A 22,462-nucleotide genomic window follows, 5' to 3' on the forward strand; every position below is an offset into this window, starting at 1 on the left:
AAACAAAGGCGAGATGATGTGAGCTGGAACACAGTTTGCTGGGAGAACTTCAGCTATGCTCATCAAGTTATTGGGAGTGAAATGTGACTATTGATGCAGAAGTCCAAGCTTTAAGCCGTGTCCCTCTCTTTCAGGGATTGGAACCAAGCAAACTGCGTCTTCTTGCGTTCATCAGTGATCGCATGGAGTTTCAGGATGGGGAGCATTTGTGCCATCAGGGAGATGATGGTGACAGTGCATTTGTTGTCCTCTCCGGTGAAGTTGCTGTGTTTGTTGATGAAAATGAGGTTGCGAAGGTTGGACAATATGCCATCATTGGTGAGATTGCGATCCTGTGTGATGTGCCAAGAACAGCGACCTTACAGTCAGTGGGTACAACTCACATTCTGGCAATATCCAAAGACGATTTTTTGAAGCTCATCGCGGAGTTTCCGAAAGTTTCGCTCGAGATTATGCGTGTATTGGCGTTGCGATTGGAAAAAACGACCAGAGAACTTGCGCAGGCACGCCCTGCGTCCACTTGAAAGGCCAGATTACTTGAACGAGTTTTCTCTTAAAATTTGGGGTGTTCGCGGTTCAACAGCTGCTGCTGGTCCCGAAACACTTAGATACGGCGGAGAAACAACCTGCTTTGAAATCCGGGCGGGGGACGTTCTGTTGATGGTCGACTGTGGGTCTGGTGCACGCAATCTGGGCAAAGAGTTGATGAAAGGCCCGCACCGCGACATCGATCTTCTCTTCACGCATACACATCTCGACCACATTTGTGGTTTGCCCTTCTTTGAGCCTGCGTACGATCCCAATTTCAATATTCGTCTAACTGCAGGCCATTTTAATGACCCGTGTGATTTGAAGGATATCATCTGTCGGATCATGTCGCCCCCTATTTTCCCGGTAGGAGCGAACACGCTAAGTGCTGTTTCCTTTAAAAGTTTCAAGGCAGGGGACACCCTGAAGAAAGACAATGGGCTGATAATCAAAACTGTTGCGCTAAACCATCCTGGCGGCGCCTGTGGCTACCGGATGGAGTACAATGGTAAGTCCATGTGCATCATCACAGATCACGAAATGGGGAGCGAATCTCACGATGCAGCTGTCCTAGAGTTTATCCGTGATGCAGATGTTGTGATCCAGGATGGGATGTACACCTGTGCCGAATACCCTAAGTATAAGGGTTGGGGACATTCCACATGGGAGCATGTGGTCGGAATATGCCAGCGCGCCAACGTGAAAACGCCCGTGATCTTTCATCACGATCCGCGTCGCACGGATGATGAATTGGACGAGATAGGTTTGGCTGCCCAGCAGATGCATCCACGAGCAATCGTGGCCTCTGAAGGGATGGTCTTCAAACCTTGAGTTCATTCACCCGTCGCTCGCAACCGATCGGATGAAACTGCGAGCAAACCAGCAACACCTGTTGAATGGTGTGACGGGAGACAAGTGTGGCAGTTGGAAGTGGTCCAGAAAATTCCGATCCTTCAAAAAAACGTGGATCTGAGAAAAAGCCGGATGTGGACTTGAGCGAAAAGTTCCATGGCATCTCTTATCAGAAGAAAGCTGAACCTAACTTCTACCAACAGCTGAAGCGCGGTGTTTTAGGTCCAAAAGCTCCGGAAGGAGACTTACCTTTACGTGTGCGTAGTGAAGTAGCGCGTCAGGAAGCGGCCTCAGAACGTCTGATCGGCATTGTCCAGCTCGGCGTTATCATCTTCTTCGCTGTTCTATATGCCCTTGCTCCGAGGGCCGAAGGCACAATGGGATTCAACTTCGTTCCCATCGCCTTTTCCTGTTATCTTGTCTTTACGCTTATTCGAATTTACGTCTCTTTCAGAACCACCCTGCCGGTCTGGTATCTGGTCCTGTCTATCATGGCAGACGTGGCGCTTCTGGTCGGATTGATTTTCTCCTTCCACATCCAGTATGCCCAGCATCCCACTTTTTACCTCAAGGCCCCGACCTTGATGTACCTGTTCCTGTTCATCGCCTTGAGAGCCCTCCGCTTTGATCCAAGATACGTGATCCTCACTGGTGTCTTCGGAGCCCTGGGCTGGCTGGGACTGGTGTTCTACGCTTTGACGTATCAAGGTGGTTCGACGCTCATCACCCGCAACTACATCGAGTATCTGACGGGCGAAGCGGTTCTCATAGGGGCAGAGCTGGATAAGTTGATAATCATCCTGTCAGTGACAGCGCTTCTTGCCCTTTCTATCTTCAGAGCCCGACGGACCTTCTTCTCAGCCATTCGCCAAAAGAATGCAGTAAAAGACTTGAGCCGCTTTTTCACGCCAGAAGTTGCAAATTCCATTGTGGAATCTGAAAGCAGGCTCATGGCTGGAACCGGTGAAATCCGGGATGTTGCCATCCTTCTTGTCGACATCCGGTCCTTTACAAAAACTGCCGCCAAACTGCCGCCAGAAACCACCATGCGTGTTTTGAGCCTCTACCAAAAGAAAGCTGCAAAGGTGATTTTGGGAGAAGGGGGCAAAATTGATAAGTTCCTTGGTGATGGAATCCTTGCAACCTTCGGCGCTGTATCAGACAGCGAAACGTATGCAGCTGATGCGTTGCGAGCAGGTGTCGAACTGACTCACATTCTGGAGGAAGAGTGCGCCGATCTGGAAGCTGCAGGCTGGCCCATGAAATTTGAAGTTGGTGTAGGGGTCGCAGCAGGTCCGGTCAGCGTCGGAGTTGTTGGTGTGCGGGACCGGTTGGAGTTCACCGTGATCGGTGATGCTGTCAACCGCGCTGCAAAGCTGGAAGCCGCCAACAAGGTCCAGGGCACGCGGTTCCTGACAGATGGCGCAAGTTATTCCATGGCTCTACGACAAGGGTATAAGGGAAACATGATAGATTTAAAGTCTGAGTGTGTTGCGGGAATCAATGGAAAAGTAGACCTTGTGGCTTTGGCGTGAGAATGATTTTCTCATGCCGACCCGCAATCCAGCATTTTGCTGCTTTCAAAGAATTTTGGCGGGAGCTTTGAAAGACAGCGGGGCAAACAAAATGAATCGGGATGGGATTCCATGCAACTTAATAAAGAAATTGCAGCCGTTGTAACCGGCGGCTCATCAGGTCTTGGCGCGGCAACCGCACGGAAATTGGCTGGCCATGGCGTTAAAGTAACTCTTTTTGACGTGAATGAAGAAGCTGGTAAAGCACTGGCACAAGAGATTGGTGGTCAGTTCGTAAAAGTGGACGTCACCAGCGATGACAGCGTGAAAGCAGGTCTGGATGCAGCTGAAGCAGCGCACGGCCCAACACGTATTCTCGTCAATTGTGCAGGTATCGCGCCTGTTGCAAAAACCACCTCTCGTGGTGAGCCGCACCCAATGGATATGTTCCAGACGGTGATCAACGTAAACCTTGTTGGCACATTCCGTTGTACGTCGTTTGCTGGAACACGCATGGCAAGCCTTGAACCACTGACAGAAGATGGTGAGCGCGGCGTGATCATCTCCACTGCATCTGTGGCAGCATTTGACGGTCAGATCGGCCAGGCAGCTTATGCAGCGTCTAAAGGTGGCATCACCGCTCTGACATTGCCTGTTGCACGCGACCTGTCTAAGTCCGGCATCCGCGTGATGACTGTTGCACCGGGTATCTTCGAAACTCCAATGCTTCGTGGCCTCTCTCAGGAAGTGCAGGACTCACTCGGTCAGCAGGTGCCGTTCCCGTCCCGTTTGGGCCGCGGCGACGAATACGCTCAGCTGGTGGAAGCAATCTGCACCAACCCAATGCTGAACGGCGAAACCATCCGTCTGGATGGCGCAATCCGCATGGCACCGCGCTAAGCAATTCTCTGGTCTGAGAGCGCTGAGTTCTCAGGCCAGCTTCTGGTTGCGAAACAACCAGACCTACCAATATGGTCTAATCCAAAGGTCGACTAAGTGCTTAGGCACACCCTCGTGCAGTGGTATCTTAGTCCTGCTAAGTTCATCGGATTGTAACTTACAGATCCGATTCCTAGAGGCCTTCATGGCGACCTATACCAGCTCCACTCCCCAACAGTTCTTCGGCGACCTTCCAGAACAGACTGATGTTCTGATTATTGGCGGTGGCGTGATTGGCACCTGCACAGCCTACTGGCTGGCACAAAAGGGTGTGAACGTGACACTCTGCGAAAAGGGCCGCGTTGCCGGAGAACAGTCGAGCCGCAACTGGGGCTGGGTCCGCCAGCAAGGTAGGGATGCCGCAGAACTCCCCATATCCATGGAAAGCAGCCGGCTCTGGCAGCAGCTGATGAAAGAAACCGGAGAGGATCTCGGGTTTCGCCAGGAGGGCGTTTATTATCTGGCAGAAAAACAAGAGAACCTCAAAAACTATGAGGACTTTCTTGAGCTTGCCAAACAGCATCAACTCGATACCAAGCTCCTCAGCAAAGACGAGGTCTACACCAAAATTCCGGGGCGTGATGGCAAATGGGTTGGCGGAATGGTCACACCAAGTGATGGCCGTGCTGAGCCATGGATAGCTGTGCCCGCGATTGGCAGGGCAGCGGAACGCAACGGCGCTGTGATCGTTGAAGACTGTGCAGTGCGTACGCTCGAGATTGAAGGTGGTAAACTCACAGGTGCTGTGACCGAAAAGGGGACGATCAAAGCAAACCGTGTCCTGATCGCTGCTGGTGCATGGTCCTCACTCTTTGCACAAAACCTCGGCGTGTCCATGCCTCAGTTATGTGTGCGGGCAACTGTGGCTGCAACCAAGGCTGTGCCTGATCTTTTCAACGGCAACGCTGCAGACGGCACATTCGCGTTCCGTAAAAGAGTAGATGGTGGCTACACGCTTGCGGTCAGTGATATTCATGATCACTACATCGGTAAGGACTCGTTTCGTCACCTCTTCAAGTGGCTTCCTGCTGTGAAAGCGTCCTTCAAAGGCATTTCCTTTGGCATGAACCCACCAAAGAACTATCCAGATTCATGGGCGCATAAGCGGCATTGGTCTGGAGATGAAGTCACACCGTTTGAAACATGTCGTGTGCTAAACCCTGATCCAAGCCCGAAAGCCCTCAAACGCATTCAGGATCGTCTGGTTGACCGCTTCCCTCAGCTCAAAGGGCTGCAAATGGAAGAAAGTTGGGCTGGAATGATTGATGCAATGCCGGACTTTGTCCCGATCATGGATGAAGTCCCGACACAAAAGGGCGTGTTTATCGCGACGGGTTTTTCCGGGCATGGGTTTGGCATTGGTCCTGCAGCAGGACGCATAATGGCAGATTTGCTCATGGACAAACCAGCTGGCTACGACCTGACGCGCTTCCGCTATTCGCGGTTTTCCGATGGCTCCAAAATCAAGCTCGGACCCTTTATCTAACCTCCTTGAGTAAGTGACGTGATTTATTCAGAAAATACACCGCAGCAGTTCCATGGAGAACAGCCGCAGGAAACAGACGTGCTCATCATCGGCGGGGGCATCATTGGTGTGTGTACCGCCTATTACCTCTCCAAGAAGGGCGTGAGCGTCACTCTTTGCGAAAAGGGGAGAGTTGCAGGAGAACAGTCCAGCCGCAATTGGGGTTGGATTCGCCAACAAGGACGTGATGAGCCGGAAATCCCGCTCTCTATCGAAGCTCGCCGTTTGTGGAAGGAACTCAGCGAAGAGACAGGGGAAGACCTCGGCTACAGCGCGAGCGGCGTCTACTACCTTGCTGAAAAGCATGAGGACTTGGAAAACTTCGAGAAGTTCGTCGAGCTTGGCCGGAAATATGATCTTGATACCTGCATGATCTCAAGAGCGCAGGTTCATGAAGATATCAAAGGTAAGGAAGGCCGCTGGATCGGCGGAATGCATACTGCCAGTGATGGTCGTGCTGAACCCGGGCAGGCGACGCTCGGCATCGCAAAAGCTGCAGAGCGACTTGGAGCTGTCATTTGCGAAAACAACGCTGTTCGTACATTGGTAAAATCCGGTGGCGAGGTTGTGGGCGCTGTCACAGAACAAGGCGAGATCAAAGCAGGACAGGTAATGCTGACAGGTGGGGCATGGTCTTCTTTGTTCGCCGCCAATGCAGGCATTAAACTACCTCAACTTTCTGTAGAGTTGACCGTTGCAGCAACGCAAGCCGTACCGGATGTCTTCCCGGCAAATGCCTCAGACAACACTTTTGCTATGCGCCGCCGTCAGGATGGTGGCTACACGCTGGCACTGAAGAACAACCAGACCCATCATATCGGTCTGGATTCATTTCGGTTCCTGAAAGAATGGCTGCCCAACATGGCCGAAAACCTCAAGGGTACCAGCATCAAACCATGGTCTCCAAAAAACTATCCTGATCAGTGGATGCAAAAAAGACGTTGGACCGGAGCGGACACAACACCGTTTGAAGCAATGCGCGTCCTCAACTCCAAACCTGATCAGAAAGAGCTGGGTGCTCTAACACAAGCACTCGCTGATCGTTTCCCGCAGCTCAACGGAACAAAACTGCAATCCGCCTGGGGCGGCCTCATTGATGCCATGCCAGACTTTCTGCCGGTGATCGATAGAGCTCCAAATCTGGATAACCTGCACATCGTGACAGGGTTCTCAGGCCATGGGTTTGGAATAGGTCCATCTGTCGGACGTGTTATGGCAGATGTGCTCACAGGGAAACCAGCTGGCCACGATCTCTCCAGTTTTGCCTTTAACCGCTTCTAAAAGCTGCAAGACTTGAGGCACGAGCAGGCGACACCCGAGAAATGCTCAAGCGATCAGAAGAGGAGAGGCGTACCCGCGGGTACTCTTTTTCTCATTAGTGGTGTAAGCTGAAGAAAAGTTGCCAAATTAGTCCGATAAAACTAACTATACCGCAACGCGTAAATAACATATTCGCCAGATTGGGGTTTTCGATGCCAAACTATCGTTCGCGCACTTCCACACACGGCCGCAACATGGCAGGCGCCAGAGGCCTGTGGCGGGCAACCGGTGTTAAAGAAAATGACTTCGGCAAGCCAATTATTGCTGTCGTCAACTCCTTCACGCAGTTCGTGCCAGGCCACGTGCATTTGAAAGACCTCGGCCAGCTCGTCGCTCGCGAAATTGAGCAGGCCGGTGGCATCGCAAAAGAGTTCAACACCATCGCAGTCGATGACGGCATCGCAATGGGTCACGACGGCATGCTCTACTCCTTGCCATCTCGTGAGTTGATCGCCGACTCCGTGGAGTACATGGTCAACGCCCACTGCGCAGATGCCATGGTCTGTATTTCCAACTGTGACAAGATCACTCCAGGCATGCTGATGGCGTCTTTGCGCCTGAACATTCCAACCGTGTTTGTGTCCGGTGGACCTATGGAGGCTGGCAAAGTAACGCTCGCAAACGGTGAAAAACGCAAAGTTGACCTTGTCGACGCAATGATCGCCGCAGCTGATGACAACGTTTCTGACAGCGACGTTGAAAGCATCGAGCGCAGCGCATGTCCGACATGTGGCTCCTGTTCTGGCATGTTCACCGCAAACTCCATGAACTGTCTGACAGAAGCCCTGGGTCTGTCCCTTCCGGGCAATGGCTCAACTCTGGCAACGCATTCAGACCGTAAACGCCTGTTCATCGAAGCTGGTCACCTGATCGTAGATCTGGCAAAACGCTATTACGAACAGGAAGATGAGAGCGCACTGCCGCGTAACATTGCAAACTTCAAAGCTTTTGAAAATGCAATGATTATGGACATCGCGATGGGCGGTTCCACCAACACCGTTCTGCATTTGCTGGCCGCAGCGCAGGAAGGTGAAGTGGACTTCACCATGGAAGACATTGACCGCCTGTCTCGCATCGTACCAGTGCTGTGTAAGGTGGCTCCATCGATCGCCAACGTCCACATGGAAGACATTCACCGCGCAGGTGGTATCCTCGGTATTCTGGGTGAACTGGACCGTGCAGGCCTCATCGATACCTCAGTAAAATCAGTGCATGCCAAAGACTTGGCCGACGCTCTTGAGCGCTGGGACATCAAACGCACAGACAGTACAAGCGTGCGCGAGTTCTTCTCAGCAGCACCTGGTGGTGTGCCGACACAGGTCGCGTTCTCTCAGAGCTCTCGCTATGCCGAAGGTGTTGATGAGGATCGTGAAAACGGCGTTATCCGCTCCAAAGAACATGCCTTCTCACAGGATGGCGGACTGGCAGTTCTCTACGGCAATCTGGCAGAAGACGGCTGTATCGTTAAAACCGCAGGCGTTGATGAGAGCATTCTCACATTCTCCGGCCCTGCACGCATCTTTGAATCTCAAGACACAGCAGTCAGCGCGATCCTGACTGGGAAGGTGAAAGAGGGCGACATCGTTCTTATCCGTTACGAAGGCCCTCGTGGCGGTCCGGGCATGCAGGAAATGCTGTATCCAACCAGCTACCTCAAGTCCAAAGGCCTCGGCAAAGCCTGCGCACTCATCACAGATGGCCGCTTCTCTGGTGGGTCTTCCGGTTTGTCCATTGGCCATGTCTCCCCGGAAGCAGCTGAAGGCGGCAATATCGGCCTGTTGGAAGAAGGCGATATGATTGATATCGACATTCCAAACCGTAAAATCGAGATGCGTGTTTCTGATGAAGAGCTTGCCTCCCGCCGCGCTGCGATGGAAGCAAAAGGGAATGCTGCATGGAAACCTGTTGAGACGCGTAAGCGTAAGGTTACCACCGCGCTGAAAGCCTATGCTGCCATGACCACCAGCGCATCCAAAGGCGCAGTTCGTAAAGTTGACTAAGCCTCAGGTTCAATAAGACATTCAAAAGCCCCGTAGAGACCATCTCTGCGGGGCTTTCTATTGCAGGAGCGTGTTCTGAGTGGTTAGCTCGGCGCACTCACATATCGAAGATAGGGCAGGACTGTTTTCACAGAGCCAAATTTGACTTCTGCGTCTTCGGTACTGACAGCTGGGGGCACGATTACATCCTGACCAACAGTCCAGTCCGCAGGCGTTGCAACGCCCTTGGCAGACATCTGAAGCCCGTCTAGCGCGCGCAGGATTTCTGCGAAATTTCGTCCAACGGTCATTGGATAAGTCATCATCAGCTTCACTTGCTTGTCCGGCCCGATGATGAAGACTGAGCGCACAGTGGCAGAGTCTGCAGGTGTGCGGCCATCAGGAAGCACATATTCAGCAGGCAGCATGTCGAAGGCTTTGGCCATTTCAAGACCAGCATCGGCTACAATCGCAAAATCTGGCTTTGCACCGCCAACAGATTCAATGTCGACTTTCCACTTCTTGTGGTCTTCTACACCATCAACTGAAACGCCTAGGACTTTGGTGTTACGCTTTGCCCATTCTTCACTGAGCTTTGCCACAGCTCCAAATTCGGTAGTGCAAACCGGAGTAAAGTCTTTCGGATGCGAGAAGATAATTGCCCAGCTACCGCCAATCCAATCATACAGGGTGATTTCGCCCTGATCAGTTTCTACGGAAAGGTTAGGGATAGTATCGTTAATGCGTAAAACCATGAGTAATCCTCTTCTTATCCAGTACTGCGCATCGCTCAAAAGGCCTTGGACCTCCCACAGCACCAATAACATTTAAGTACCGAATTTCTGCATTCAATGGGAGCGGCTTTCAGTTCTTGATACAATTTTGTGAAGTATTAGCGTGGAGAGTTTCAACCTGATCTCTCAATAGAATTTGTTAATGCAATCAAACATATTAATCAATTGACTTTGCGTTAGTCAAAGCTTACCGTAAGTTATGACTTACCAAGATATCCTTCATGCGCTGGCAGATGATACTCGTCGCAAGATATTTGAAGATCTTCGGGCAGGTCCTAAGAATGTCAAAGCACTCTCACAGGCAAAAGGCGTCACTCGGCCAGCTGTCTCTCAGCATCTGAAAGTGCTGGAACGGGCTGGGCTGGTGGAGGCCGATCAACGCGGAACGTCGAGATTCTACGCAGTAAGGCGCGAGGGCATCTCACCTTTGCGTGACTACCTTGATCAGTTCTGGGAGGACGTCCTGAACGCTTTTGCAACTGAAGTCACCGAACAACAGGAGATGGGGCATGATCACACCAGTGGTGAAAACGATTAGGGTGGACTGTAGTCCGGAAAGAGCCTTCGAGGTTTTTACAGGGGATTTCAGTAAATGGTGGCCAATTCAAACCCATTCTGTAACAGCAATGAATGGCAGCGAACTACCTGAGGTCTTTTGTGAGCGGCAGGAAGGCGGCAAGCTATATGAAGTCGCAAAGGATGGCACGCGACATGACTGGGGAACGCTCAAAATCTATCAGCCCTCAAAAGCCCTCTCGTTTCTCTGGCACATTAATAACCCGGAGAGCATGGCAACCTGTGTGGATGTGACGTTTGAGAAGGACGGCGAGGGTACCAAAGTGGTTCTAAGCCATCATGATTGGGAGAAGATGGGCGAAATCGGCTCCACAATGCGCGAAAGCTACAACAACGGCTGGGTCAGCGTTTTTGAGGTTCATTTCAAAAACGCGTGTAATTCCAGTCCTGCTTAGAAGCAAAGCCTCGCTGTTTTTTCTCCAGCGAGGCCTGTTTGTTATCCGCGCCAGTTCAGCAGGGCCTTTTCCGCCTTCCCGATCAACCAACTGACGCACAGTCCCAAAATGGAAAGCATCGCAACTCCGACGATCAGCTGATCTGTTGCGAACAAGGAACCAGCCATCAACACATAAGCGCCAATGCCATATTCTGCGCCGATCATTTCTGCAGCGACCAGTAGAATAATCGCGATACTTGCGGAGATCCGAGCTCCGGACAGGATCGCAGGTAAGGCTCCGGGCAAAATGATCTTCCGTACGATGGAAAGCCAGCTCATACCGAAGGATTGTCCCATGCGGACCAATCCACGCTCCACATTATCAACGCCGCCATAAGTGGCGATGACTGTAGGAAAAAACGTACCAAACAGGATTGTCGCAACTTTAGAGCCTTCCCCGATTCCGAACCAGATGATGAAGAGCGGCAGCAAGGCAATCTTTGGAATTGGAAAAAACGCCGAGGTGAGTGGAAGAAGGCTGGATCGTGCCAGTGAGAACAGCCCAATCAGCAATCCCACCAAAATGCCGAGTGCTGTTCCAATGCTCCAGCCAAAGACAAGCCGATAAAGACTTGTGCTCACGTGCTTCCAGAATAGACCTGAATTATAGAGATCTAAGAAGGCCTGAAACGCTTCTGATGGTGCTGGCAAAACCAGATTGCTGATGATACCTGTGCGGGAGCCAAACTCCCAAAACAGCACCAACGCCAGAAATACAAATGGAGCAACAAAACGGATTGGGCGGGGCTTAAACCCACCTCCACGAAATGGAACTTTCTTGCGGTTTACCGGATTAGACATCGGCAAGCTCCCTGTCGGCAGCAAGAGCTTCTTCACGCATCATGTGCCACAACTGCTGCTGCACCTCCTCAAGCTCAGCGGCACGTTCACGGCGTTCATTTAGCGGGATAGAGATCTCTACAACATCGCGAACCTTGCCCGGGCGGCGAGACAACACAATGACCTTGTGGCCAAGGCGAACAGCTTCAGCAAGATTATGCGTCACATAGCAAGCAGAGAATGCCTCACGGGCCCAAAGAGCCACCAGATCATCCATCAGAAGTTCTCGTGTCTGGCTGTCCAAAGCTGACAGAGGCTCATCCATGAGCAGAAAGGCAGGGCGAACTGCTAATGCTCGCGCAATTGCCACGCGCTGCTTCATCCCACCGGATAGCTGGCGTGGAAGTGCATCATGAAACTCTGAGAGGTTGGTGCGTGCAAGCACATCATCAATGATCGCCTTGCTCTGCTGTTTGGAAAGCTTGTGGTCTTCAAGCACCAAAGAGATATTCCCGGCCACAGAGCGCCATGGCAGCAACGCAAAATCCTGAAAGATGTAGGTGAGGGGATTGAGAGACCCTTCTGGTGCTTGACCTGCGATATAAGCGGCGCCCTTGCTCGGCTCTTCAAGTCCGCCCATCAGACGCAGCAACGTAGATTTTCCGCAACCGGACGGACCGATGATCACGGCAATCTCGCCGGGCTCAAAGGTCAGGTTGATATCATTCAGAACTTCGACTGAGCCGTAGGCGTGCGAGAGATTTTCAATGGAAATTTGCATGTAATCCAACCGGATTATGAGAAAAGGCATTGCCCACCCGCAGCGGGCAATGCGTGAGTTGGATTAGAAGGTTTCGACGAACTTCACATCAACCAACTTGTCGAGTGTTACACCTGCTGGTACCAACTTCTCGCTCTTGAACCAGTTGAGCTGGTCTTCAACACTCGCCATGTTTAGCGCAGCACCTTCGTTAAGACGCATCGCTCCATTGCGAATGGATGGAGCAGCTTTCTCATATGGACGATCAGCATAGACGTACTTATGAATGAGCTTCACCATTTCTTCAGCTGCCGCATCTCCGGCGGATTTGTCCACCAGAGCCGCGTTAAAGTCAGCTGCGCCTTTGGAGTAGGCGCCAAGGAAGGTCTTCACCAGCTCAGGATTACTATTAATGTTCTTCGCGGAGGTAAAGACAGTGGTCACCTGATAATTCGGTACATAGTCAGAGACTTTGCCGATCATTTCCACTTGTGGGGACTTGGCAAGGCCTTTTGCGATGTGGGGAACAATAGACCACGCATCAATCTGACCACTCTTCAGTGCACCAATCACCGCACCAACTTTTTGGAGCGGACGGATCTTGATGTCTTTGCGGTCAAAACCTTCTTTATCTGCAATTTTATGCGCCATGTAATGGAAAGACGAGCCTGCTGTCGTCACACCAAAGCTCTTGCCTTTTAGATCAGCAGGAGTTTTCAGGCCTGCATCAAACGCAGCTTTAGAGGCAAGGATCATCTGGCCGTCAATGCCAGCTTCTTCCTGTAGCGCGCCACCAATCACTTTCACAGCGCCCTTATCGGCAAGACTGATCAAGCCACCGGAAATCGCGGTAAGGCCGAAGTCCACATCGCCGGAGGCGATAGCAAGCGCCATTGGTTGTGCGGCTTGAAAGAACTTGAACTCAACTTCCAGACCAGCTTCGTTGAAATAACCCTTTTCAAACGCAACAAAATTCGCCGCATGAGAAGTGAAGCGCAAGGCGCCGACAGTGATCTTCTCTGCTGCAGTTGCTGTAGTCGCAAACGTTCCTGTTAGAACCGCTGCGCCCATCAAAACGCCGCTTAAAATACCGCGTACCTTCATCTTTATCCTCTTAAGTGAACCTTGAGAGCAAACTCTCGTCAATCAAAGCGTATTCCTGAAAAGTGGCAACTGTTTTCCGGTAGGATACGCAGTAAAAATCTTTTGCAGTCTATAGATCCCTATGGAAAATGACTGCGTCAATCACTTCAATCGTGCATAGATTAGTCATATAACGCAACCCGGCGCACATGAGACTTGCAATATTCTCAATCTGAATAGGTTCGCTTTCACTATCCAACGCATTTATATGCTGTAGTTCCACAATAATGCGACCAAAGATGCTTCTAGGTTTCGTGCAGATAAATCATCTATACAAAATTCTAGGAGAAAGGCCGGAAGTGATCGCTCAATCCCGGCCTTTAATTTAGTCCAATTGATGAATTCAATTTGGTCAGAGAGTCGATCTAGCCACCGGTAAGAAGTTTGGTCATCACATTTTCAATAATCTTGTGACCACCGTCTTGATCGAGGGACATGATAGACTCTGGATGGAACTGAACAGCGCCAATAGGCTCATTCTTGTGTTCAATTGCCATGATCACACCGTCTTTGGTCTCTGAGGTTACCTCAAGGCAATCTGGCAACACATCCCGTTTAGCAAACAAGGAGTGATAACGGCCAACACTGACAGGTGAACTCAGCCCATCAAACAGCTTGGAACTGTGACTGAAGGAAACAAGAGATGGCTTGCCATGCACAGGCACATCAAGCTGGTCAAGTTCACCGCCAAACGCTTCGGTCAGCGCCTGCAGACCAAGACACACACCAAAAATTGGCAGCTTGCGTGCTCGGGCCCGTTCGATGGTAGCCCGGCAGTCAAAGTCCTTCGGAGAACCTGGGCCAGGGGACAATACGACCAGATCCGGACGAACCTGATCAAAGACATCATCCAGCACCGGACTACGGTAAGTCACAACCTCAGCGCCTGTCTGACGGAAGTAATTTGCCAGTGTATGCACGAAACTGTCTTCGTGGTCGACGAGTAGAATCTTTTTGCCTTTGCCCGGTTTAGCCTTAACCACTTCCTCTTCAGAGGTAAGCGCAAGTCCAGCTTCGCGAACAGCAGCAATCATCGCAGATGCTTTCAGCTCAGTCTCAGCTTCTTCATCCTCTGGGATGCTGTCATAAAGCAGCGTCGCACCTGCGCGGATCTGAGCCACACCATCTTTGATACGAACTGTGCGCAGCGTCAGACCTGTGTTCATATCGCCATTAAACAACACGGCACCGATCGCACCACCATACCACGCACGGGAACTCCTTTCGTGGTCCTCGATAAACTGCATGGCCCAACGTTTCGGCGCACCAGTAACAGTTACAGCCCATGTATGAGAAAGGAACGCATCCAGCGCATCCTTGCCATCAAGCAGAGTGCCTTCGATGTGATCCACGGTATGAATCAGACGAGAATACATCTCGATCTGACGACGACCAATCACACGGACAGACTCTGGAACACAGATGCGGCTCTTATCGTTCCGGTCCACGTCAGAACACATGGTCAGTTCTGCTTCGTCTTTGGCGGAGTTCAGCAGCTTGCGGATTTGTGCTTCATCTTCAATCGCGTTCTTGCCGCGGCGGATCGTGCCGGAAATCGGGCATGTCTCCACACGGCGACCACCAGTCACCCGCACATACATCTCAGGAGAGGCACCAACCAGATATTCGGCGTTGCCTAGGTTGATGAAAAAGGAATAAGGCGAAGGGTTGATCTGCTGCAAACGTCGGGAAACAGCAGATGGTGGGTTTTTGCAAGGCTCATAGAACACTTGACCCGGTACGGTCTCAAAGAGATCACCGCGCTTGAAGTAGTCGACTGCAGAGCGCACCAGATCAGCGTACTCACCCGGCTCATGGTCACCACGCGCTGGAGTTTCAGTCGCAGCCTTATAGGGCGTCTCTTCACCATCACGCGGCAGACCGTCTGTCGTCTTGGCGTTGAACTCAAAATCGTATTCCAGCACATGGGCTTTACGGCCATAGTGGTCAACAATCAGGATTTCATCGGGCAGAAACAACACCATGTCCCGCTGGTCGTCAGGACGTTGCAGCTTCTGATTAATCGGCTCAAATTGGAACGTCAGATCATATCCGAATGCGCCATACAGCCCGAGTTGATCGTCATCACAGGAAAACAGATCAACAAGTGTACGCACTACGGAGAAGGTTGAAGGCTGGCGGGAGCGCTCTTCCTCTGAAAAAGCTCTGTCCGGCGTCTTGATGGTTAGATCAATGCGGTACTCGCCTGCATTGAAATTTGCGATATCCTCGTGACCATCCAATGCGCCATGAACGGCAGGCATCAGCACGCGCCCGCGCTCGTTCAGCGCCTGAATGGTAATCTTGCGATCGTTGGATTCAATCAGCAGCGGTGGGTTGGCCAGTGCCATATCCCAGCGCGTGTAGCGGCCCGGATATTCGTAGGAAGAGGAAAGCACAGCACCGCGTTGACGGTCCAGTCTGTCCATCCATTCGCTTGTACCAGCGGCATAATCAGCATTTCGGCTTTTACGGCGGATGATAACGCCGCCTTTGCTCTTATAAGTCCGTTCTGCCGTAATCGGCATGGTCAATCCTCCGGGTCGTGCACACCTGTTTCCGATGTTTGCGAGGCGGTAGATACAACAAAGCCGCCTGCAGAAAATGCGGCGGCTTGGAAATTACAGGTCAACAAGACATGCGTGTTCAGCCACCGTCACCGGCGCCACCACCACAGCATGTTTTGTGCTTGCATAGTCATCATGCGATTTTCATAACCTAAGGAGCTCATAGGTGCAACTCCTGAAACAAAATTGCACCCAGCAATGAAAAGAAGAGCCCTTCAACCCATCGTGAAGAGCTCCCCATCATCAACTTAAGCACATGCGTGCTGGATAAGGCGGTCTAGGAAACCGTCGCATTTGTCGAGTTCGGACTGTTTGATATACTCGTCCGGTTTATGAGCCTGCTCGATGCTACCTGGGCCACACACCACGGTTGGGACTTTCAAAATGGTCTGGATCAGGCCAGCTTCTGTGCCATAAGCAACTTTTGCGTGGTCGTTGCGACCAGCCAGTTTCTTCGCCAGAACAGTCACATCCGCTTCCACTTCCGTATCCAGTCCTGGGATCTCAGAGTAAGGAATGAGCTCGATATCTGCCTTTTCAGAAACTTTGCGCATTTCAGGAAGAAGCTCCTCCGTGGCATAACGCCTGATCTCATCCATGCAAGCCTGAAGGCTTTCAGTTGGCAGCACGCGGAACTCAAAAATCACTTCGCAGTGTTCCGGTACAATGTTGAGTGCAGTTCCACCTTTCATGACACCTGTGTGAGCGGTGGAGTACGGTAAATCAAACAGATCATCACTAGGACCTGCTGCCAGTTCCCGTGCCATCTCTTCCAGTTTTGCAACAAGGCGAGCACCATAATGCACGGCGTTTACGCCCTGTGGTGCGAGAGACGAGTGGCAGGAAAGGCCGGTAAACACAGCACGGTATGAGGCTTTGGATTTATGTGCCACCACAACCTGCATTTCAGTCGGCTCACCAACGAAACATGCTTCCGCCTGAAACCCTTCGCCAGCCAACTTATGAAGCACAGGCTGAACACCGGTGCAGCCAGTTTCTTCGTCATAAGAGAACATGAGGTGGAACGGCTTGTTCAGCGATGCCTTGAGCATCTCTGGCACTTTGGCAAGAGAGCACGCAACAAAGCCTTTCATGTCACAGGAACCGCGACCGTATAGCAGACCGTCTTCTTCGCGAAGGGAGAACGGGTTACTGCTCCAGTCTTGTCCTTCAACCGGCACCACATCTGTGTGGCCTGAAAGAATGTAACCATCGGTCCCATCTCCACCGATCGTCGCAAATAGGCTCGCCTTCTCACCTGTCTCGTCTGGCAGTATGGAAGAAGAGACCCCCAGATCATTAAGATACTCTTCGATCCACTTGATCAGGGGGAGATTGGTTTTTGCGCTGACCGTGTCAAAGCTAACCAGCTTTGCAAGGACTTCTTGGCTTGTCATTGTCATGGAAATTTCTTTCAGGAAATCGGAATCGTGAGTTCTGACTATAGAAAGAGAAATCCATAAGGAAAAGTACGTTTACGAGCTTTCGTTGACATGCCGCAGCGTTGTTTCGCCTTTACCCCACAGCCATGCCGCTCCGCGCACACCAGAGCTGTCGCCGTGTTTGGCCTTACGGATATCAAAATCATAACCATCAGAGAAAATGTAAGGACGCATCGCAGCAGGAAGATCCTTGTAAATCTCTTCCACGTTAGACATGCCACCAGCGAGTACAAAACAGTCCGGATCTAAAATGTTGGCTGCCATCGCCAAGGCGCGGCCCAAGCGGCTTACATAACGCTGATAGGTGCCCATGGCAGCTTCGTCGCCAGAGCGCATCAACTCAATGATCTCGCTGCCCTTCAGCGGTTTTCCAGTAGCATTCTCATAATCCCACTGGAAACCTGTGCCAGAGCACAAAAGGTCAATCGTGCCGTGGTGTCCGGTCCAATTGAGCGGACCTGGGAACTCGCCTTCCTGCATCCAAGGCACAGTAACGTTGCCCCATTCGCCGCCAATGCCGTTAGCGCCTTTATGGGGGCGTCCATTAATCGCAATGCCTGAGCCACAGCCAGTGCCAATGATGATGCCGTGAACAACTCCGCATCCTGCACCCGCTCCATCAATGGCTTCAGAAACCGCCATGCAATTGGCATCGTTTTGAATGCGCACTTCACGGCCAAGTGCATCTGTAAGATCTTTATCGAGAGGTTTGCCGTTCATCCAAGTGGAGTTTGCGTTCTTAACCAGCCCTGTGCTTGGTGAGATAGAGCCCGGAATGCCAATGCCCACTGTGCCGACTTCGCCAGTGGCTGCCTCCGTTGCAGCAACCAGTCCGATAACAGCTTCTACGCAACCCTGATAATCGTTCTTGGGAGTTGGAACACGTTTGCGAAACAGTTCTTCACCTTCGTTAGAAAGTGCCAGCGCTTCAATTTTAGTACCACCCCAGTCAAGTCCAATTCGCATGTTCCAGTCATTCCCCCATTACAATCATAAAAGGCATTCGCCTCTGTATTCTTTGTTCTTTTCTGGATTAGTCACGTCGCTGGGGCATTTCAAAAGCACCCGCGTCGTTTCCATCCAATGCATCCAGCTGTTTGCCGTAGCTTTTAAATTTTCTCAAAATCTCTTTCATCTCAGTTGGAGAAAGAGGTGCAGGTTCTCCCAGAACCAGCGCAGATAAATACTGATCAGCCAAGGCTTCCACTTCACCGGCAAGCCCAAACGCCTTGTGCAGTGAAGGGCCAAAAGTAATTTGTCCATGATGTGCCAAAAGGCAAGCCTTCCGGTCTTCTAGCGCATTGATCATTGCTTGAGATAGGGCTTTGGTTCCGAACGTGGCGTAATCTGCGCATTTGATCTGATCACCGCCAGCAATAGCTACCATATAATGAAAGGCCGGAATGCCTTTGTTATGGGTTGAAAGCGCAGTCGCTCTGGCTGAATGACAGTGAACAACCGCCTCTGCTTCTTTGTAGTTCCGGTAGATGTCCATATGCATGCGCCACTCGGACGAAGGCAAGTAATCCCCAAAGTATCCGCCTTCAAGATCCATGAAGACAATCTTCTTGATCTCCAGGTCTTCGTAAGGAATGCCAGAAGGGGTGATGAGCATACCGTTTTCATATCGGGCGCTCACGTTGCCGGAGGTTCCATGTGTCAAACCAGTGCTTTGTAAAGCACGCGCCGTTCTTATAACTTCCCGGCGAAGCTGGTTCTCAGCTGTTGTCATAACATGTCTCCGATTGCTGTAGCCTGAGCAAATGCAAGGCTAGCTGCATTGGTTTGCTTCAGGCAATAGCGCTCAATGCGTATCTTTGTTCTCTTTTTCTCTGCGCCTGCGCAAGGCTTCGTTGAGGTCTGGTGCCGCAGAAACAAGGATACGTGTGTAAGGATGTTTGGGATTGGAAAAGACTTCTCCGGTTGGACCTTCTTCAACAATCCGGCCAGCGTTCATCACAATCACCCGGTCAGTGATAGCCTGCACAACAGACAGATCGTGTGAAATGAACAGATAAGCCATACCTAGCCGATCACGCAAATCTGCAAAGAGATCCAGAATTTGTGCTCTGATGGAAACATCAAGCGCAGAAACGGGTTCATCCGCGACGATCAGGCTTGGATTGGTGACCAGCGCACGCGCAATCGCGATACGCTGCCGTTGTCCGCCAGAAAATTCGTGCGGATATTTGTTGGCATCTGCAGAAGAAAGCCCCACGCTTTCCAAAACCTCATGAACGCGTTTTTTACGTTGAGAACGAGACAGTTCGTTGCGCATGAGGTGCAAAGGCTCACCCACGGTACGTTCAACCGTATGCCGCGGATCAAAGCTTCCATAAGGATCCTGGAACACGGCTTGAATACCCAGCTGCAAATCCTGACGGTCTTTTCGTGAAACCGAGTAGGGGTCTTTGCCAAGAAACTGGATATGACCAGCGTTCGGAGGCGTCAGTCCCAAAATAGTGCGTGCAAGGGTGGATTTACCGCATCCACTTTCACCCACCAGACCCATGCTCTGACGCGGGGCGACGTGGAAGGAGACATGTTGCACGGCTCGGTGCCACTGTCTGCGTGTGAAGATGCTGGCGCGAGGGAGAGGATATTCCCGCAGCACATTGCTCACCTGCAAGAGTGGCTGTGTGACCTCGTCAACTGGCTCTTGCCGTGGAACAGGTACGTGGTTGGAGGCTTCAAACAGCTTCTTGGAATAGGGGTGAGAAAGGTTGTCGAACAGCTCGCAAGTCGGGCCGCGCTCAACAATCACCCCGTCTTTCATAATCGCAACAGTGTCCGCCATGTCAGCAACAACTGCCAGATCGTGCGAAATGAGCAGCATGGCCATCTGTTCTTTGCGCACGATGTCTTTTAGCAATGTCAGGATCTGCGCCTGAACCGTCACATCAAGTGCGGTGGTCGGCTCATCAGCAATCAACACCTTGGGCTTACAGGCGATGGCAATGGCGATGACAACGCGCTGCCTCTGTCCGCCGGAAAGCTGGTGAGGGAAACGATCAATCAAACCATATTCAAGACCAAGACCAACCCGTTCCAGAACATCGATGGTCTGGTCCATCGCTTCCTTGCGCGTAAGACCCTGGTGCCAGCGAAGGCCTTCAGCAACTTGCTCGCCAATGGTGCGGGTTGGGTTGAGAGCGGTCAGCGGCTCCTGAAAGACCATAGAGATGTCTTTGCCACGTACATGGGTCATCTCTGTATCTGTAGCGCGCGTGAGGTTCTTGCCCTCAAACATCAGATCGCCAATCTGATGAGCACCCTCTGGTAAAAGCTGCATTGCTGAGAGCGCACTCATGGATTTACCGGAGCCACTTTCGCCGACGAGACCGAGAATTTTGCCCTGCTCAAGGTCAAAACTCACATTGCGCAGGATCGGCTTGCCAGAAATGGAAACGCAAAGGTCAGTGGTGGAAAAAACAGAGGTCACGCAACTCTCCTCCGCATCTTGGGATCCAGCAAATCCCTAAGCCCATCGCCAAGCAGGTTAAAACCAAGAACGGAAAAGATAATCGCAAATCCCGGATAAAGCGCCAGTTGTGGTGCAAAGGCAACCATGGTCTGGGCCTCGTACAACATGCGGCCCCAACTCGCCATGGGTGGTTGCGTCCCCAAACCAAGATAGGAGAGGCCTGCCTCTGAAAGGATTGCAAGAGAAAGCTGAATGGTTGCCTGCACGATCAACAAATTAGCAATGTTCGGAATAACGTGTTCCAGAGTGATCAAAAACGAGCTCTTGCCGGAAATGCGGGCGGCAAGCAAAAACTCGCGTCCTGAAAGAGACAAGGCGCCACCGCGAGCAACGCGGGCAAAAACCGGAATATTGAAGATGCCAATCGCAATTACAGCGTTGATTGTTCCTGGTCCAAAAATGGATGTGATGAGCACGGCGGAGAGCAGAGACGGAAATGCGAAAATCAGATCATTGGTGCGCATCACCAGTTCTTCCAGAAAACCCTTTTGGGCCGCTGCCAGTAGTCCCAATGGCACGCCAATCAGCATGCCGATGCCAACGGCAATCAGCGCTACAATAATGGAGGTGCGGGCGCCAACCATCAGCATGGAGAAGATATCGCGACCATACTGATCCGTCCCAAACCAGAATTCAGAACTCATCGGCTTAAGACGCTTGGAAACATCCAGAACATCGATGGCATAGGGTGTCCAGAAGACGGAAGTAACCCCGGCAATGAGAATAACGAGAGCAAGCACTGCCCCGATAACGAAAGAACGACTGTGAAAGGCTTTCTTCCAGATGGAGATTTCGTCAAAACTGGCAAGCGGCGGATAACTTGGGAGTTCCTGATTCATGCACGTCGCCTCAGTCTCGGATCAATGGCTGCGTAGGCGATGTCGACAAGGAATGTCACAAAGATTGTAAGAGCAACGAGCAACATGACACTGCTCTTCACTACGATCAGATCGCGCTGAGTAATGCCTTGGAAAATCAGACGCCCTAGGCCTGGTAGGTAAAAGAGGTTTTCAATAATCACCGTACCTGCGATCAGGAAAGAGAACTGAAGACCCAGAATAGTCAGGACCGGAATAAGAGCATTGCGTACGCCGTGTCTCCAAAGCGTGGCTTTGTTGGAGAGCCCTTTGGCACGCGCTGTGCGGATATAATCTTCATGCAAAACATCCAGCAAGGCTGAGCGCATCACGCGGGCCAGAATACTCGCTTGGGGGAGAGCCAGCGCGATAACGGGCAACAAGAGCGCCTGCAATGAGCCGAAGAAGCTCACATCCCAACCCGGGAAACCACCAGATGGTAAAACCCGCAGCACGATCGCAAACACGTAAACCAGCAAAATGGCAATCCAGAAGTTTGGGATAGCAATGCCGATCTGGGCAATGGACATAATACCTGTGTCGATGACCTTGCCATGATAGCGGGCAGAGTAAACGCCGATCGGTATAGCAATGATTGTCGAGAGGATCAGTGCGCCAGTTGCAAGCGGAAGGCTGACCTGAATGCGTTCGCCGATCAGTTCAGAAACCGGAACTGAATATGTGTAGCTCACACCAAATTCACCCCGCAACATGCCCAGTAACCAGTTCACATAGCGGGTGGATAAAGGAGCGTTGAGGCCAAGTTCAGCGCGCAGAGCTGCGAGTGTGTCAGGCTGCGCATTCAGCCCAAGCATCACTTCAGCCGGATCACCGGGAATAACCTCAAGCACAACGAAGATGACGAGGCTTGCGGCCAGGAGAGTTGTCAGTAAGCCTATGAGACGAAGGAACGCAAACCAGAGCATCGGACAAATCCGCTAAACCAATCAAACTTGCGTTGCACAA

The 22,462-nt window shown here is 51.6% G+C and carries 20 protein-coding genes; 9 read left to right on the forward strand and 11 right to left on the reverse strand.

The genetic code is table 11. The features are described from left to right. Positions 1-83: 83 nt before the first annotated feature. From PsAD13_RS12620 to ilvD, 7 genes are all read left to right on the forward strand, one after another. The gene (locus PsAD13_RS12620; RefSeq protein ID WP_193757786.1) at positions 84-524 is read left to right on the forward strand and encodes a cyclic nucleotide-binding domain-containing protein; all 441 of its coding nucleotides are present in this window, start codon (positions 84-86) and stop codon (positions 522-524) included. A gap of 13 nt (positions 525-537) precedes the next feature. After that, on the forward strand, positions 538-1,359 hold the full coding sequence (locus tag PsAD13_RS12625) for an MBL fold metallo-hydrolase (RefSeq protein ID WP_063303657.1): 822 nt from the start codon (positions 538-540) through the stop codon (positions 1,357-1,359). An 86-nt stretch (positions 1,360-1,445) separates the two neighbouring features. Further along, on the forward strand, positions 1,446-2,915 hold the full coding sequence (locus tag PsAD13_RS12630) for an adenylate/guanylate cyclase domain-containing protein (RefSeq protein ID WP_057465918.1): 1,470 nt from the start codon (positions 1,446-1,448) through the stop codon (positions 2,913-2,915). Positions 2,916-3,026: 111 nt separating this feature from the next. Next, positions 3,027-3,794: a 3-hydroxyacyl-CoA dehydrogenase gene (locus tag PsAD13_RS12635; RefSeq protein ID WP_063318449.1), complete on the forward strand. Its 768-nt coding sequence runs from the start codon at positions 3,027-3,029 to the stop codon at positions 3,792-3,794. 184 nt (positions 3,795-3,978) lie between these two features. Beyond that, the gene (locus PsAD13_RS12640; protein ID WP_063318379.1) at positions 3,979-5,319 is read left to right on the forward strand and encodes an FAD-binding oxidoreductase; all 1,341 of its coding nucleotides are present in this window, start codon (positions 3,979-3,981) and stop codon (positions 5,317-5,319) included. Between the two features lie 18 nt (positions 5,320-5,337). Further along, positions 5,338-6,639 (forward strand): FAD-binding oxidoreductase, encoded by a 1,302-nt coding sequence (locus PsAD13_RS12645; RefSeq protein ID WP_063318380.1) that lies wholly within the window; start codon positions 5,338-5,340, stop codon positions 6,637-6,639. Between the two features lie 191 nt (positions 6,640-6,830). Next, positions 6,831-8,678, forward strand: a complete 1,848-nt coding sequence (gene ilvD, locus PsAD13_RS12650) for a dihydroxy-acid dehydratase (RefSeq protein ID WP_063293202.1) — start codon at positions 6,831-6,833, stop codon at positions 8,676-8,678. Positions 8,679-8,761: 83 nt separating this feature from the next. Here ilvD and PsAD13_RS12655 read toward each other — a convergent pair whose 3' ends face one another. Beyond that, complete coding sequence (locus tag PsAD13_RS12655; protein ID WP_063318381.1) at positions 8,762-9,412, reverse strand: peroxiredoxin; 651 nt, start codon at positions 9,410-9,412, stop codon at positions 8,762-8,764. A 238-nt stretch (positions 9,413-9,650) separates the two neighbouring features. Here PsAD13_RS12655 and PsAD13_RS12660 point away from each other — a divergent pair, with 238 nt between their 5' ends. Both PsAD13_RS12660 and PsAD13_RS12665 read left to right on the forward strand, forming a co-directional pair. After that, positions 9,651-9,989, forward strand: a complete 339-nt coding sequence (locus PsAD13_RS12660) for a metalloregulator ArsR/SmtB family transcription factor (protein ID WP_063296315.1) — start codon at positions 9,651-9,653, stop codon at positions 9,987-9,989. Continuing rightward, positions 9,961-10,422, forward strand: coding sequence for an SRPBCC family protein (locus PsAD13_RS12665; RefSeq protein WP_063296316.1), 462 nt, complete (start codon positions 9,961-9,963; stop codon positions 10,420-10,422). Before PsAD13_RS12660 ends, PsAD13_RS12665 begins: the two co-directional genes overlap by 29 nt. A gap of 41 nt (positions 10,423-10,463) precedes the next feature. Here PsAD13_RS12665 and PsAD13_RS12670 read toward each other — a convergent pair whose 3' ends face one another. The 10 genes from PsAD13_RS12670 to PsAD13_RS12715 form a co-directional block, all read right to left on the reverse strand. Further along, entirely contained in the window at positions 10,464-11,264 is an 801-nt protein-coding gene (locus PsAD13_RS12670; protein WP_063318382.1) for an ABC transporter permease, read from the reverse strand. Further along, complete coding sequence (locus PsAD13_RS12675; RefSeq protein ID WP_063318450.1) at positions 11,257-12,024, reverse strand: ABC transporter ATP-binding protein; 768 nt, start codon at positions 12,022-12,024, stop codon at positions 11,257-11,259. Before PsAD13_RS12675 ends, PsAD13_RS12670 begins: the two co-directional genes overlap by 8 nt. Before the next feature lie 63 nt (positions 12,025-12,087). Beyond that, positions 12,088-13,107, reverse strand: a complete 1,020-nt coding sequence (locus PsAD13_RS12680; protein WP_063318383.1) for an ABC transporter substrate-binding protein — start codon at positions 13,105-13,107, stop codon at positions 12,088-12,090. A gap of 404 nt (positions 13,108-13,511) precedes the next feature. Beyond that, complete coding sequence (locus PsAD13_RS12685; RefSeq protein ID WP_063318384.1) at positions 13,512-15,674, reverse strand: anthranilate synthase component I; 2,163 nt, start codon at positions 15,672-15,674, stop codon at positions 13,512-13,514. A 287-nt stretch (positions 15,675-15,961) separates the two neighbouring features. Next, positions 15,962-17,116, reverse strand: coding sequence for an acetylornithine deacetylase (gene argE, locus PsAD13_RS12690; protein WP_063301882.1), 1,155 nt, complete (start codon positions 17,114-17,116; stop codon positions 15,962-15,964). A gap of 72 nt (positions 17,117-17,188) precedes the next feature. Further along, a complete protein-coding gene (locus PsAD13_RS12695; RefSeq protein WP_063288210.1) occupies positions 17,189-18,121 on the reverse strand; it encodes an ROK family protein in 933 nt (310 codons plus the stop codon). Between the two features lie 67 nt (positions 18,122-18,188). After that, the gene (locus PsAD13_RS12700; protein ID WP_057465928.1) at positions 18,189-18,887 is read right to left on the reverse strand and encodes a class II aldolase/adducin family protein; all 699 of its coding nucleotides are present in this window, start codon (positions 18,885-18,887) and stop codon (positions 18,189-18,191) included. Between the two features lie 72 nt (positions 18,888-18,959). Continuing rightward, positions 18,960-20,597 (reverse strand): dipeptide ABC transporter ATP-binding protein, encoded by a 1,638-nt coding sequence (locus PsAD13_RS12705; protein WP_063307166.1) that lies wholly within the window; start codon positions 20,595-20,597, stop codon positions 18,960-18,962. After that, entirely contained in the window at positions 20,594-21,478 is an 885-nt protein-coding gene (locus PsAD13_RS12710; RefSeq protein ID WP_063307167.1) for an ABC transporter permease, read from the reverse strand. The genes PsAD13_RS12705 and PsAD13_RS12710 overlap by 4 nt, the downstream gene beginning before the upstream one ends. Further along, a complete protein-coding gene (locus PsAD13_RS12715; protein ID WP_063307168.1) occupies positions 21,475-22,422 on the reverse strand; it encodes an ABC transporter permease in 948 nt (315 codons plus the stop codon). Before PsAD13_RS12715 ends, PsAD13_RS12710 begins: the two co-directional genes overlap by 4 nt. Positions 22,423-22,462 lie beyond the last annotated feature (40 nt).

The organism is Pseudovibrio sp. Ad13 (genome assembly GCF_001623225.1).
GTDB lineage: Bacteria > Pseudomonadota > Alphaproteobacteria > Rhizobiales > Stappiaceae > Pseudovibrio.